This is a genomic window from Paenibacillus sabinae T27, from assembly GCF_000612505.1.
Classification (GTDB): Bacteria; Bacillota; Bacilli; order Paenibacillales; family Paenibacillaceae; genus Paenibacillus_AQ; species Paenibacillus_AQ sabinae.
Window position 1 is genome coordinate 3046260 of sequence record NZ_CP004078.1, and the last position, 14801, is coordinate 3061060.

Below are 14801 nucleotides of genomic sequence, written 5' to 3' on the forward strand. Positions count from 1 at the left end.
AAACCGAAAAGAGTAAGAAAGAACCTATTCAGAGCTGTTCAAGGTTCAAGTGAATTCCGTTGCCGTCGCTGGCGCCCTGTCCGTCCTTGGCCAGCTTTGAACATCTTCACGGCGTCACTTTAGCCGCTCTATTCCACTCCCAACTCGCCCGTTTCCGGGCTTCTGAGGATCAGTTTGCCCTCGGCGCCCGAACCGTCCGGCATCACCAGCTTCAGCTTGGCGGTGCGGCCTTTTTCGATCAGCGCCTTGATCTGGGTATCGGTAAGCTGTCGGCCATAACTTTCCTTCCAGATCACGAACCGACAGCCCTCCTTGTAGCGGGAGCAGCCGTACCCCTTGCGGCCCATGAAGATTTGGCCGCCGCAGCCGGGACGCGGACATGCCCCGATGAACTTGGGCGCAGCAGGACGGGAAGCGGCGTCTGCCGGGGCGTAGGAACTGTCCCTCCCCCCGCTCGAACGCCGAGTGCTGCCCTTTCCTTTCCCTCTTGTGCCGGAAGATGGTTCGGAGCTTTCAAAGGACATTTTGTCCGCCCGGGATTGCGCGCGAACCTTATCGACGATCATCGCCGCGAACTTTTTGACATTTTCCATAAATTGCAGATCGGACGCCGTTCCGCGCGAGATTTCGTTCAGTCGGCGCTCCCATTGGCCCGTCATTTCCGGAGAAGTCAGCAGCTCCACGCCGGCTCCCCGGATCAGCTCGATTGCGGTCCGTCCCTTTTGCGTGATCAGAATCTTTTTGCCCTGCATTTCGATGTAGCCGACTTTTTTCAGCCGTTCGATTGTGGCCGCTCTCGTCGCCGGAGTTCCCAGCCCCGAATCCTTCATCGCGTCCCGAAGTTCCTCGTCCTCGATCTGCTTGCCAGCGCTTTCCATGGCTTTCAGTAAAGTCCCTTCCGTAAAAGCCTTCGGCGGCTGCGTCTCCTTCTCCTTCACCACGGCGTCACTGCAATGCACTCCTTCACTGGAAACGATGGAGAAAGGCTCGCTGACCTCCGTCTCTTCGTCCTCTTCTTCCTCTTTTCCTTTGGCTTTGCCGCCTCTTGGCTTGTCCTTCTTCTGATCGCCGTAAATGACCTTCCAGCCGAGGCTCAGCAGCTCTTTGACCGTTGTCTTGAACATTTCTTCCTCAACTTCAGTTATAACGGTATGCATTTTATATTCGGCTGCTGGATAAAACTGTGACAGGAAGCGCCGAACAACGAGATCGTAAAGCTTCTGCTCGTCCGGGCTGAGACTCGTCGCTTTGCGCCCCGTCGGCAGAATGGCATGGTGATCCTCGACCTTCGAAGGATTGCAGACAAATTTATTGCCTTTGTGCACCAAGTTCCGGTTGGCCCCCTTCACCCACTCATCGTAGGCCGTTCCCGTAAGCGAGGACAGCGTCTTGTGCATCTCCGGAATATTCTGCTCGGTCACGTAGTTGGAGTTCGTCCGCGGGTACGAAATCACTTTATGCTTCTCATACAGCGCTTGGGCGGTATCGAGCGTTTTTTTGGCAGAAAAACCAAACTTTCCGTTCGCTTCACGCTGCAGCAGGGTCAGATCGTACAGCCGGTTCGGATATTCTTTCGTGTCCTTTACCTCGTACGAGGCAATTCGTCCAGGCTTTCCTTTGACCTTTGCCGCCAGCGCCTCCGCTTTATCCTTCTCGGTCAGACGGTCACCCTGCCATAACCCTTTATACGAAGTGTCTCCCTGAGCAAAATGGCCCTCCACCTGATAATATTTCAGCGAGGAAAAAGCCTCGATCGTCTTCTGACGCTCGTAAATCAAGGCAAGGACCGGCGTCTGCACCCGGCCGACCGACAACAGCACATTATGTCTCGTCGTAAAGGCTCGCGAGCCGTTCATGCCGATCAGCCAATCGGCCTCGCTGCGGACTCTGGCCGCTTTTGTCAAATTCTCATACTCCGAGCCGTCCTTCAGCTCCTGGAAGCCTTTGCGGATCGTCTCGGGCGTAAGGTCGGAGATCCACAGCCGCTTAACCGGCTGCTTCAGCTTCAAATGCCGCTGGATCAGTGAAAAAATATGCTGCCCCTCCCGCCCGGCATCGCAGGAATTTATCAATAAATCGCTCCGTTTCGCCAGCTCGGCAATCACTTTCAACTGGTCCATCGTCTTCCGGTTCGGCACGAGCTTGAACTGGTCGGGAATGATCGGCAGGTCCCCGATATTCCACCGCTTGTATTTCGGATCGTAAGCATCGGGTTCCGCCAGTTCGATCAGATGCCCGATGGCCCATGTAATAATATACTGCTCCCCTTCGAGGTAGGAACGGTGATTTTTGGCTTTCGGCTCAATTGCGGCGGCGATGTTCCGTCCCATATCCGGTTTTTCCGCAATGATCAGTGTCTTCAAAAACAATCGCTCCTGTCTATCAATCTCTGCTAAATAAAATGAACTTAAGATTTTCCCATTTGGGTTAGTTCGTAACTACGGAAGGTTTGAACTTTCGGCCGCTGTTGTCTCCAGATTTCTTGATGCATATCGCTCTTAGCGGTTGAAATCCGGAGACAGCCTATGCTTTCGAAGCGAGCTTTCCGAAGGAAAGCTTTCGGCCGAACGCTAACGCTCCTGCAGTTCCAAACTTCCCTTCGTTACTTCTTACCCTGAGAGTATTTTTCAAGTTCATTTTATATAGTAAAAAGGTCCAGTAGTCTATTATACATCAAATCCGATTGTTGTTAACATGCTCCGTAATGCGCAAAACAGCCTCTCCCAGCCCCAGCATCTCTTTGGCACCGCTTATCCGGTTCTCGTATTCCACCCGTTCACTCGCCGCTTCCCTGCCGATCACCACAACCTGCGGCGCCCCGATCAGGCCGGAATCTTTAAATTTAACTCCGGGACGCTCTTCCCGGTCATCCAGCAGAACCGAAAGACCTTGTTCTTTCAGCTTAACGTACAGCTTCTCCGCCAGCGCAGACTGGGCTCCGTCCTTCATGGAGACGGCAATCAGGTGGACATCAAAAGGCGCCAGCTCATCCGGCCAGGCGATTCCCCCTTCTCCGGCATTCTGTTCGGCCACCGCTGCCAGCAGCCGGGACACGCCGATGCCGTAGCAGCCCATGATCATCTCCCGCTGAGCGCCGGTAGAATCCAGATAAGTTGCCGAGAGCTTGCTGCTGTACCGGGTTCCCAGCTTGAACACATGCCCGATTTCGATACCCCGGTGCAGCGTCAACTGCCCTTCTCGGCAGCGCGGACACAGGTCCCCTTCGGTCGCATTGCGGAAATCGCCGACTTGGGTTAGCGGAAAATCGCGTCCGGGCCGGACGCCCCGGAAATGAAAGTCCCGTTCTCCAGCACCCGCTATCCCTTCAAGCATGGCCGCGACGGCATGATCGACAAGCAGAGGCAGTTCAAGCCCAACCGGCCCGACGTAACCGCTGATCACTCCAGACGCTGCCTCGACCGCTCCTCCATCTGCCAACTCTATGTCTAAAGTGCCTAAATATTTGCCCACCTTCAGATCGTTGACCTCATGATCTCCCCGTACAAGCACTGCGACACTCTCACCGCCCGCGCGGTAAATCAGCGTCTTGATGATATCCTCCGGCTTAAGGCCGTACACCGAGACAAGCTGATCAATCGTGCCGGTGCCCGGGGTATTGAATTTTTCGAGCGGCGGCAGGTCTTTGGGAGCAGACTGATTATTAGCTGGTTGATTATTAGCAGCGTGCTGATCGCAATTCCTGGGCGGAGTTACCGAAACGGCTGCATCATTCTCGAAAGCTGCAGCCTTCGCGCTACCCACAGCAGTCTCGGCCTGCTCCAGATTGGCCGCATGGCCGCAATGCCCGCAGAGAGCGACCGTATCCTCACCGATGGCGGACAGCGCAATGAACTCATGATTGCCGCCTTCCCCGCCGATCGTTCCCGCATCCGCCTCAACAGCCCTGAAGCGAAGACCGCAGCGCGTGAAGATCCGGTTATACGCTTCGAGCATCGTACGGTATGAACGATCCAGCCCCTCCTCGGACAGGTCGAAGGAATAGGCGTCCTTCATGATGAATTCGCGTCCCCGAAGAAGCCCGAAGCGAGGCCGCTTCTCGTCGCGGAACTTGGTTCCGATCTGATAGACCCGGACAGGCAGCTTCCGGTAAGAGCTTACCTCGCTACTGATCAGCGAAGTGACCGCCTCTTCATGCGTCGGGCCCAGCACAAATTCCCTTCCGTGCCGGTCGGTTAACGTCATCAAATTGTTACCATAGGTCTCAAATCGTCCCGACTCCATCCACAGCTCGGCAGGCTGCAGCGAAGGCAGCATCACTTCCTGAACGCCGTCGCGTTCCATCTCTTCCCGGACGATGCTTTCGATACGGCGCAGAACGCGCCGGCCGAGAGGAAGATAGCTATAAATACCAGCGGCCAGCTGCCGGATATAACCGCCCCTAAGCAGCATTCCATGACCTTCCGAATCCGCTTCAGATGGCCGCTCCCGTAATGTGTTCAGCAAATACTCGCTTTGTCGCATTCCGATTCCCCCTTGACAAAAATAAAGACACATTCGTCAGGGACGAATGTGTCGTGATACCACCCTAGTTCAACCGTCTGTCATCGAAGTCAAACGGTCCTCAAAACGGATAACGGCCGCTAACCGGCAGCGTTTCACGCCCGAAGCACCCGGTCAGAAAGCGGCGCTGCCGCCTGCCTGCCGGAGATCGCTTCAGTCAATGGCCAAGTCCTCCTCACGGACATATAGCCATATGATTCATGCGCTTCTTCGCTGCAGCTACCGAGGCGGGAGGCAGAACAAGCGTCTTTGGAGAACCTCTCAGCCGGTGGATTCTCTTTCTGTTCGAACGCGGGAGATGCTCTGCTTTCCTCGGTCACCGCTGTTGATCTATCGTAACAATTTCAATTAATTTACATTATTTTGACAGCCTCGTCAAGATTGGAGGAATCGAAAGGCCGGTTTCAGTAAACGCCTATGTCGGAATCCTTAAGGCAGAACCGTCGTACCCATCAAGTATTTGTCAACCTCGCGGGCGGCCGCGCGTCCTTCGTTGATCGCCCAGACGACCAGGCTTTGTCCGCGGCGCATGTCGCCGGCAGCGAACACTTTTTCCACGTTGGTATTAAACTGGCCGTAACGCGCCTTCACGTTCGTGCGGCGGTCGGTCTCCAGCTTTAATTCCTGAATCAGATCCTGTTCCGGTCCGTCGAAACCGATGGCAATCAGTGCGAGCTGCGCCGGATAGACCTCTTCGGTGCCGGGAATCGGCTGGTAAATTTTGCGGCCCGTCTCATCGACCGTCCGGTGAATCTTCACCGTGTGCAGTTCCTTGAGGTTGCCGTTCTCGTCGCCGACGAATTTCGTCGTCATGATGGAGAACTCGCGCGGGTCCTCGCCGAATACGGCCTTCGCTTCCTGCTGGGCGTAGTCGAGCGTATACACATTTGGGAACTGCGGCCAAGGGTTCGCAATCGGGTCGCGCTCAAGCGGCGCCTGCTCATGCGTACCGAACTGGGTAATGCTCTTGCAGCCGTGGCGCAGCGCCGTTGCCACACAGTCGGAGCCGGTATCGCCGCCGCCAAGAACGATCACATCCTTGCCTTTAGCCGATACGAAATTGCCGTCTTCAAGACCCGAAGCCAGGTAGCTCTTGATCGTGCCGTTCAAATAATCCATCGCGTACATCACGCCGTTTAGGTCGCTGCCTTCCGCAGTGAATCTGCGCGCTTTGGTTGCGCCGCCGCACAACACTACGGCATCGTACTCGTCAACCAGCTGCTGCGCCGGAATATCCTTGCCGATCTCCGTGTTAACGACAAAGTTCACGCCTTCGGCTGCCAGCAGATCGACCCGGCGCTGCACGACGCGCTTGTCGAGCTTCATCGTCGGAATGCCGTAGGTCAGCAGTCCGCCTACCCGGTCGCTGCGCTCGTATACAGTAACCGTATGGCCCGCTTTATTAAGCTGCGCAGCCGCTGCGAGTCCGGCTGGTCCGGAGCCGACAATCGCGACTCTTTTGCCGGTGCGCTTCTCAGGAGGCTCTGGAACAACCCAGCCCTCTTCGAAGCCTTTGTCAATAATCGACAGCTCGATTGTCTTGATTGTTACCGGTTGTCCGATCAGACCAACCGTACACGAGCCTTCACATGGAGCCGGACAGATGCTGCCGGTAAATTCCGGGAAGTTATTCGTCTTGTGCAGGCGCTCCAGCGCCTCTCTCCACAATCCGCGGTATACGAGGTTATTCCACTCGGGAATAAGGTTATGCACCGGGCAGCCCGAAGTGCCGCCAGCCATGTCGACGCCGGTATGGCAGTAAGGCGTGCCGCAGTCCATGCAGCGTGCGCCCTGCGTCCGCAGCTCATCCTCGGACAGATGCTCGTGGAACTCCTCCCAGTCCTTTATCCGCTGCAGCGGATCGCGGTCCCCCGGGAGCTGTCTTTTATATTCCATAAATCCAGTAGGTGTAGACATATCTTCGTATCCCCCATCCGTTCTCTTCTTGTTGATATCCGTACACGGGAGCCCGGTGCGGCAGTCCGGCAAAATGCAGGCAGCGCAAACCAGGCTCTTGACATTATCCGTCGACCTAGCATATCTAATTTTTATTATATTAGCATTCCTAACTTTTGCACGTTAATGGACTAATCTGCTGATTGTTTGTACTTTTTTCACATGTTATGTCAGATAGTTGGGTCGACAGGCACCGGGCCGGAGAGATTACGGCTTACGCTTTATCCGTACGTTCGTAGACGACGAACCTGTAATCATACGGATTCTTCTCATCGCGCACTCCCTGTTCGCTTGAAACCTCACGCCACTTGCTCCAGTCCGTTTCGGGAAAAAAAGTATCGCCGTCAAAAGACTCCTCTATCCGGGTAACGATCAGTTTGTCGGCAAAGGGAAGCGTCATCCGGTAGACTTCCGCTCCGCCGATCACCATCAGCTCGTCCTCCCCGCGCCCCAGCTCAAGCGCGTCCTCCAGATTATGGACGGTCTTCGCCCCTTCGGGAGCGAAGCTTTTGTCCCGGGTCAGGATCACGCTCTTTCGGCCGGGAAGCGCCTTACCTCCCAAGGAATCCCAGGTTTTTCGCCCCATCAGCATCGTCTTGCCCATCGTCTCCGACTTGAAGAACGCGAAGTCCCTCGGCAGATGCCAGGGCATGCCGCCGCCCTTGCCGATGACTCCTTTGTCGCCCATGGCCCAAATTAAGCTAATGCTCATTTCTGTGCTCTCATTCCTTTCGACGTTGTGCTTAGGCCCTTGTGGAATGTCCCCTAGACAGCGACAGGCGCCTTGATTCCCGGATGATGGCGGTAGCCTTCAAACTCGAAGTCCTCGTAATTGTAATCGAATATACTGTCCGGTTTTCGGCGAATAATCAGCTTGGGAAGCTCGTAGGGCTCCCGGGAAAGCTGAGTCGTCACCTGCTCCAGATGATTTGTATAAATGTGCACATCCCCGCCGGACCAGATGAATTCACCCGGCTCAAGCCCCGTCTGCTGGGCAACCATATGCGTCAGCAGGGCGTAGCTTGCGATATTGAACGGCAGCCCCAGAAACGAATCAACCGACCGCATCGTCAGCATGCAGGACAGCTTGCCGTCCGCTACGTAGAACTGAAACACGAAATGGCAGGGGGGCAGCTTCATCTGATCGATCTCGCCCACATTCCAGGCGCTTACGATATGTCTGCGGGAGTCCGGGTTCTTCTTGATCGACTCAATTACATTCGTGATCTGGTCGATATGACGTCCGTCCGCGCTTTCCCAGGCGCGCCACTGCGAGCCGTAGACCGGTCCCAGCTCGCCGTTCTCGTCGGCCCATTCGTCCCAGATCGTGACGCCGTTCTCCTTGAGATAAGCGATATTCGTGTCGCCCTTCAAAAACCACAGCAGCTCATGCACCACCGATTTCAGATGAATCCGCTTGGTCGTCATCAGCGGAAATCCTTCCGACAGGTCAAAACGCAACTGGCGGCCGAATACGGATATCGTCCCCGTTCCCGTCCGGTCGCTCTTGCGCGTTCCATGATCCAATATATCCTGCAGCAAATCCAAATATTTTTGCAAGCCTACAACGCTCCTCCACTCATATTCTCTTCTAAGTTTACCATGACTGACGTTGCTATGTAACATGCCAAACTATAGAAAAAGACATGATTCGCAACGTTTGAAAAAAGGGCGAAAACGCTGATGCGTCTTCGCCCTATTCTGTCAGCCGGCCGCGGCAGGCTTCTCGTTCGTATAATTAGCGGGACAGCACGTGAATCGGATGGCCTTCAACCAGCTCGGCCGCTTCCATAACCACTTCGCCGAGTGTCGGATGGCCGTGAATGGTCAGAGAGATATCTTCAAGCGTAGCGCCCATTTCGATCGCGAGACCGAGCTCGGCGATCAGGTTGGAGGCCTCGATGCCAACGATTTGCGCGCCAAGCACGAGATTGTTCTCTTCATTCGCGACGATCTTGATGAAGCCGTCCGGATTGTTCAGGGACAAAGCGCGTCCGTTGCCGGCAAACGGGAATTTGCCGGATTTGACTTTGTAGCCTTTATCCTTCGCTTCTTTCTCCGTCAGACCGACGCTGGAGCATTCCGGATCGGTAAATACGACAGCCGGAATGACTTTGTAATCGACAGCGGATTTATGTCCCGCAATCGCTTCGGCAGCCACTTTGCCTTCGTAAGAAGCTTTGTGGGCCAGCGCAAGGCCCGGAACCACGTCGCCGATAGCGAAAATGTTCGGAACGTTGGTGCGGCCTTGATGGTCGACCTTGATCAGTCCGCGCTCGTCAAGCTCGATGCCGATGAGGTCGAGTCCAAGCTCTCCATCGGTGTTCGGACGGCGTCCGACCGTTACGAGCAGGTATTCCGCCGTCACTTCCTTGGACTCGCCGCCCACGGAATACTTCACGGTAACGTCTTTGTCCGTCTGCGCGGCGCTTTCCGCTTTGGCGTTCGTTACAATCTCGATGCCCGTTTTGGCCATGCTCTTCGCCACAAGACGGGTCATGTCTTTGTCGAAGCCCGGCAGCACAGTGTCCAAGCCTTCGATAATTGTAACTTTCGTGCCGAATTTGGAGTACATTTGGCCGAGCTCGGCGCCGATGTACCCGCCGCCGATGACGATCAGGCTCTTCGGAATTTCCGGCAGCTCAAGCGCTTCGGTGGAGGACAGGATACGTCCGCCGAACGGGAATGGCTTAAGCTCGATCGGACGGGAACCCGTCGCGATGATGCAGTTCTTGAAGCGGTAGCGCGGCGATTCGTGATCGTTGAATACGCGCGCTTCCGTTGTGCTGATGAACATGCACTCGCCGTTGAAAATTTCAACCTTGTTGCCTTTCAGCAGGCCGGCGACGCCGCCGGTCAGCTTCTTGACTACGCCGCTCTTGAACTCCTGCGTCTTGGTGAAGTCCACCTTTACGTTCTCGGCGCTGACGCCGAACGCTTCGCCGTGCTTGGCGGACTCATACTGGTGAGCTGCCGAGATCAGCGCTTTGGAAGGAATACAGCCGCGGTTCAGACATACGCCGCCGACTTCGGATTTATCTACGATGAGGACTTTTTGTCCGAGCTGAGCGGCCCGGATGGCGGCCACATATCCGCCTGGACCTGCACCAATGACCAATGTATCAATATCGAGTGAAGCGTCTCCCACTACCATATCTTACACCTCCATAACCAGCAGCTCGGGATTCGCGAGCAGCGATTTAATGTAGTTCATAAAGTTCTGCGCGGTTGCGCCGTCGATCAGACGATGGTCGAAGCTGAGGGACAGAGCCATTACCGGCGCGGCCACGATCTCGCCGTTCTTCACAACCGGCTTCTCGCTGATGCGGCCCGTTCCGAGAATGGCCACTTCAGGGTAGTTGATGATCGGAGTAAAGAACATGCCGCCCGCGGAGCCGATGTTCGTAATCGAAATCGTGCTGCCCTTCATTTCATTCGGGCTCAGCTTGCCTTCGCGGCCGCGGCTTGCCAGATCACTGATCGCCGATGCGATCATCCAGATGCTCTTGCGGTCGGCGTCCTTGATTACCGGAACGATCAGGCCGTTGTCCGTATCGGTAGCGATACCGATATTGTAGTATTTCTTGTACACAATTTCGTTTGCTTCTTCGTCGATCGTCGCGTTAAGCGCCGGGAATTGACGGGAAGCGGCCACAAGCGCTTTGACGATGAACGGAAGGTAGGTTACCTTCACGCCCTTCTTCTCGGCGACAGGCTTCATGCGCGTGCGGAACGCTACGAGCTCGGTTACATCCACTTCGTCCATAATCGTTACATGCGGAGCGGTATAAGCCGATTTGACCATCGCGTTCGCAATCGCTTTGCGGATGCCCTTGAACGGTACGCGCTCTTCTTCCAGGCTCACGTTACCGGAAGTCGCTGCCGCCAGAGCCGCAGATTTCTCTGCCGGTGCCGCTTCGGCTGCCGCCGGAGCGGCCGGAGCCGCTGCCTGCCCTCCGTTCAGGAAGGCTTCAACGTCTTCGCGGGTAATTTTGCCGTTCTTGCCGCTGCCGTTGACATTAGAAATATCAACATTGTTATCGCGGGCGAATTTACGCACGCCAGGCGTAGCCAGGACATCGCGGTCCGGTACCGGAACGGCTGCAGCTTCGCCGGCTTTGGCGTCTGCAGGACTTGCTGCCGCCGGAGACGAGGTTGTGTCCGCGCTGCCTTTAGCCGAATCAGCTTCCTGCGCTCCCTGCTCTTCAGCGTGGCCGCCTTCCTGCTCGGGAATATCTCCTTCCGCGTCGATGACCGCAACGGTCTGGCCTACGCGGAATACATCGCCGTCTTTGGCCAAAACTTCCAAAACGGTTCCGTTGACGGGGCAAGGAACTTCGACAACCGCCTTGTCGTTCTGAACTTCCATAATGATGTCTTCGTCGGTTACTTTATCCCCGACCTTAATATGCATTTTGATGATTTCGCCTTCGTGCAGGCCTTCGCCCAATTCGGGGAATGGGTAGTTATATTTTGCCACGATCGAAAACCTCCTCTTTCAAGTGTCTGGATTCAAATGTCCGGTGTAGGTAGAATTAAAATTCCATAACTTTCTTCACGCCGGCAATAATGCGGGCGGGATTCGGCAGCCAGGTATCTTCGATTTGGGCAAACGGATATACGGTGTCCGGTCCTGCAATCCGCAGAACGGGAGCTTCGAGATGAAGAATGGCTTTTTCATTGATTTGCGCGATGACTTCGGCGGCAACGCCGGCGCTCTTCTGCGCTTCCTGCACCACAATGGCGCGGTTGGTCTTCTTGACGGATTCAACGATCGTGTCGATGTCGATCGGGCTGACGGTGCGCAGATCGATGATTTCAGCCTTGATGCCCTGCTTCTCAAGCTCGTCTGCAGCCTTGGTAGCCGTATGTACCATCAAGCCGTAAGCGATGATCGTCACGTCGGTGCCTTCGCGTACTACGTTGGCTTTACCGATTTCTACGGTGTAGTCGCCTTCCGGAACTTCGGCACGGAACGCATGATACAGGTTCAAGTGCTCCATAAAGAATACCGGGTCATTGTCGCGGATAGCCGCGATCAGAAGGCCTTTGGCATCATAAGGGTTGGAAGGAATTACGACCTTGATGCCGGGGCTTTGGGCGATAAGGCCTTCCAGAGAGTCGGTATGCAGCTCGGCCGCTTTGACGCCGCCGCCAAACGGCGTACGGAACACAACAGGAGAGTTATATTTGCCGCCGGTGCGGTAGCGCAGACGGGCAGCCTGAACTACCATTTGGTCCAAAGCTTCGAAAATAAAGCCGACGAACTGGATTTCGGCAATCGGCCGGAACCCTTGAACGCCAAGGCCCACAGCAAGACCGCCGATAGCGGATTCCGCCAGCGGCGTATCGAATACGCGTTCTTCACCGAATTCTTTCTGGAGTCCCTCCGTCGCCCGGAACACGCCGCCGACATGGCCGACGTCTTCGCCGAAGATCAGGACGCTTGGATCGCGTTGTAATTCGACGCGCATCGCGTCGCGAATCGCTTCTTTCATATTCATTTGTGCCATAGCCAGAACTCCTCCTTATTCAAAATCCGCTTTTTGCTCTTCAAGATCGTGCGGCGTCTTCTCGAACATGCTGTCGATCAGGCCGGAGATCGTCATTTTTTCGGTTTTTTCCGCAAGTTTGATTTCTTCGTTCACTTTCGCTTTCGCTTCGTCCTTCACGCGCTGCGTATCTTCATCGCTCCACAGGCCTTTGGATTCCAGATATTTCACCACACGGGCAATCGGGTCTTTCTCGTTCCACTCGCCCTCTTCCTCTTTCGTGCGGTATTTACTGGCGTCATCGGACAGGGAGTGCGGACGGAAACGGTATGTAACGGCTTCGATCAAGGTAGGTCCTTCTCCGTTACGTGCACGCTCAGCTGCTTCTTTCACGGCCTGAATGACCGCAAAAATATCCATACCGTCGACCTTCACACCGGTAATGCCCGCCGCAACCGCTTTATGGGCGATCGACTTGGCCGCGGTTTGCTTCGCGAACGGGGTGGTGATGGCGTAACCGTTATTTTGCACGAAGAAGATAACCGGCAGCTTGAAACGGCCAGCATAGTTAAGACCTTCATAGAAATCGCCTTCGGAGGAGCCTCCGTCACCGGTGTAGGTAATAGCGACATTCTTCTGATTCTTCAATTTAAAGCCCATTGCAATGCCGACGGCATGCAGAATTTGGGCGCCGATAATGATTTGCGGAGGCAGCACGCTTACATCCTCAGGGATTTCACCGCCGTGCTGATGGCCCCGGGAGTAAAGAAATGCCTGATGAAGTGGCAGGCCGTGCCAAACCAGCTGCGGAATATCGCGGTAGCCCGGGCAGACGAAGTCTTCCTTCTCCAGGGCGAATTCGCTGCCGACCATTGTCGCTTCCTGTCCGGAAGTCGGCGCATAGAATCCAAGGCGGCCTTGGCGGCCCAGGTTGACCGCACGGTCATCCCATGTACGGGTGAAAATCATGCGGTAAGCAATTTCTTTTAATTGATCGTCGGTAAGCTCAGGCATTTTATCCTTGTTGATCACTTCTCCGGCTGGAGAAAGAACCGAGAGAGCTTCCACGTCCTCTGTATAAACCTCGTAAGGAACTTTACTCATCATCTTCACCTCAGTAAAAAAGTTTGAATAACAATTTGAATATTGGCTGTCTCTGTTATAGAATTATTATACACCTGTTTCGCTAATTTCGTCAAAGAAATACGCGTTTAATTTATAGTAGCGTAAGTTTTGTATGTATAACAGGCAATCAATATTAATATAACAGTTTTGACGGTTTTCAAAATGTAAATGATTTTTGCCACAAAAACCATTCTAACGCATTGCCGGAAGCATTGCAAAATCCGACAGGAAAGGCGGCTATCAGCCATGAATGATTCTGTTTTTCTGAAACGTACAATTGTTAAACATACCCTGTGGAGCGAAAGTCTGGGGGAGGAACGCAAGCTGCGCGTCTACCTTCCTCCTGGCTATAACGAACTGCTCAGTTATCCCGTCGTCTATTGCCAGGACGGAGAGGAGTTCTTCAACTTTGGCCGGATCGCGACCATAGCGGGCAGGCTGATTCTCGAGGAAGGCGCCGAGCCGTTCATCATCGTCGGAGTAGAAGTGAACGTGGCCGTCCGAACCCAGGAATATGCGCCGTTCGGCACCCGGTTCGATCAATATCTGTCATGCTTTGCCGAAGAAATTATCCCCTATATTGAGCAAAATTATCCGGTTCGCCGCACACCGTCCGAACGGATTGTAGCCGGAGACTCGCTTGGGGGAAGCGTTTCGCTGCATCTTGCCCTCCGCTATCCGGACCTGTTCACCCGCGTTCTCAGCCTGTCCGGCGCCTTCTATCCCCTTACGCTGGAATGGATCGAGGATGAGACCGACCTCTCGCAGCTTAACATCAACATGGTCGTCGGACTGCAGGAAAGGGATTATCAGACCGATACGGGTGTCTACGACTTCGTCCAATTGAACCGGGATGCCAGGAAGCTGCTGGAGGAGCGGGGCGCCAAGGTGGATTACCGTGAAAAAGAAGGACGCCATATCTGGGGCTTCTGGCAAAAAGAACTTCCCGAATCGCTCCTCTATTTCTTAAACGCTTGAAAAGGGCTTGAACGCCCAAATTAGTGAACAACTTCTTACAATTGCTTAATTCAAGCGTGATGTTTGCGCTTTCAAAAGAGGGCGAAAGAAAGAGAACCTTAGGCCCTCTTTTCTATTTTGACGCCAGATCCTGCTTCAGCTTCTCCAGCAGAACTTCGCAGCCTGCATCTACCAGCTCGTAGACCTCCTCAAAATTCCCGGTAAAATAGGGGTCCGGAACCTCCTTATGCTCATCATCCGGCAGCAGATCCATAAAGTACATGAGCTTCGCATCCTCGCCCCCTGGCAGCCTGCGCACATTGGCTCCGTTCGATTTGTCCATGCAGACGATGTATTCGAATGTGCCGAAGTCTTCCCCGCTTACTCTCCGGGCAGCCATCCCTTTATAACTGATTCCGTACTGGTCCAGCATCCGTCTTGTTCCCTCATGCGGCGGTTTTCCGATATGCCAGTCTCCGGTTCCTGCCGAATCCACGGATATTTGTTCCTGAAGTCCTTCCTTGGCGATCTTGTCTCTAAGTACGGCTTCCGCCATTGGAGAACGGCAAATATTCCCCAGACAGACAAACAGCACATTAAGCACAACACTTCCCCCTTATTCTCAAGATATCCCTTGCGCTAATTCCTTGTTTTTGCTGCGCCTGAAGGCGCCTTCCCCATTTTAGCCCGGACGATGGCAATTGTACAACCTGCCGATGTGCTTTATACTAGGTCAGGATTACAAATGCT

Annotated in this window: 11 protein-coding genes; 1 reads left to right on the plus strand and 10 read right to left on the minus strand. The window is 54.5% G+C overall.

Annotated features, from left to right (window positions below; genetic code table 11):
* Positions 1 to 128: 128 nt before the first annotated feature.
* From PSAB_RS13970 to pdhA, 9 genes are all read right to left on the minus strand, one after another.
* Entirely contained in the window at positions 129 to 2363 is a 2235-nt protein-coding gene (locus PSAB_RS13970) for a type IA DNA topoisomerase (protein WP_025335202.1), read from the minus strand.
* A gap of 310 nt (positions 2364 to 2673) precedes the next feature.
* Entirely contained in the window at positions 2674 to 4482 is a 1809-nt protein-coding gene (locus PSAB_RS13975) for a proline--tRNA ligase (RefSeq protein WP_025335203.1), read from the minus strand.
* A 468-nt stretch (positions 4483 to 4950) separates the two neighbouring features.
* Complete coding sequence (locus PSAB_RS13980; protein WP_025335204.1) at positions 4951 to 6438, minus strand: glutamate synthase subunit beta; 1488 nt, start codon at positions 6436 to 6438, stop codon at positions 4951 to 4953.
* Positions 6439 to 6691: 253 nt separating this feature from the next.
* On the minus strand, positions 6692 to 7189 hold the full coding sequence (locus PSAB_RS13985) for a dihydrofolate reductase (RefSeq protein ID WP_025335205.1): 498 nt from the start codon (positions 7187 to 7189) through the stop codon (positions 6692 to 6694).
* Between the two features lie 53 nt (positions 7190 to 7242).
* Positions 7243 to 8037, minus strand: coding sequence for a thymidylate synthase (thyA, locus tag PSAB_RS13990; RefSeq protein ID WP_025335206.1), 795 nt, complete (start codon positions 8035 to 8037; stop codon positions 7243 to 7245).
* A 178-nt stretch (positions 8038 to 8215) separates the two neighbouring features.
* Entirely contained in the window at positions 8216 to 9631 is a 1416-nt protein-coding gene (gene lpdA, locus PSAB_RS13995; RefSeq protein WP_025335207.1) for a dihydrolipoyl dehydrogenase, read from the minus strand.
* Between the two features lie 3 nt (positions 9632 to 9634).
* Positions 9635 to 10957: a dihydrolipoamide acetyltransferase family protein gene (locus tag PSAB_RS14000; protein WP_025335208.1), complete on the minus strand. Its 1323-nt coding sequence runs from the start codon at positions 10955 to 10957 to the stop codon at positions 9635 to 9637.
* A gap of 55 nt (positions 10958 to 11012) precedes the next feature.
* Positions 11013 to 11990, minus strand: coding sequence for an alpha-ketoacid dehydrogenase subunit beta (locus PSAB_RS14005; RefSeq protein WP_025335209.1), 978 nt, complete (start codon positions 11988 to 11990; stop codon positions 11013 to 11015).
* Between the two features lie 15 nt (positions 11991 to 12005).
* A complete protein-coding gene (gene pdhA, locus PSAB_RS14010; protein ID WP_025335210.1) occupies positions 12006 to 13073 on the minus strand; it encodes a pyruvate dehydrogenase (acetyl-transferring) E1 component subunit alpha in 1068 nt (355 codons plus the stop codon).
* Positions 13074 to 13340: 267 nt separating this feature from the next.
* On the opposite strand from pdhA, the gene PSAB_RS14015 reads away from it, so the two are divergent.
* Positions 13341 to 14072, plus strand: coding sequence for an alpha/beta hydrolase (locus PSAB_RS14015; RefSeq protein WP_025335211.1), 732 nt, complete (start codon positions 13341 to 13343; stop codon positions 14070 to 14072).
* A gap of 112 nt (positions 14073 to 14184) precedes the next feature.
* Here PSAB_RS14015 and PSAB_RS14020 read toward each other — a convergent pair whose 3' ends face one another.
* Complete coding sequence (locus PSAB_RS14020) at positions 14185 to 14655, minus strand: low molecular weight protein-tyrosine-phosphatase (RefSeq protein ID WP_025335212.1); 471 nt, start codon at positions 14653 to 14655, stop codon at positions 14185 to 14187.
* Positions 14656 to 14801 lie beyond the last annotated feature (146 nt).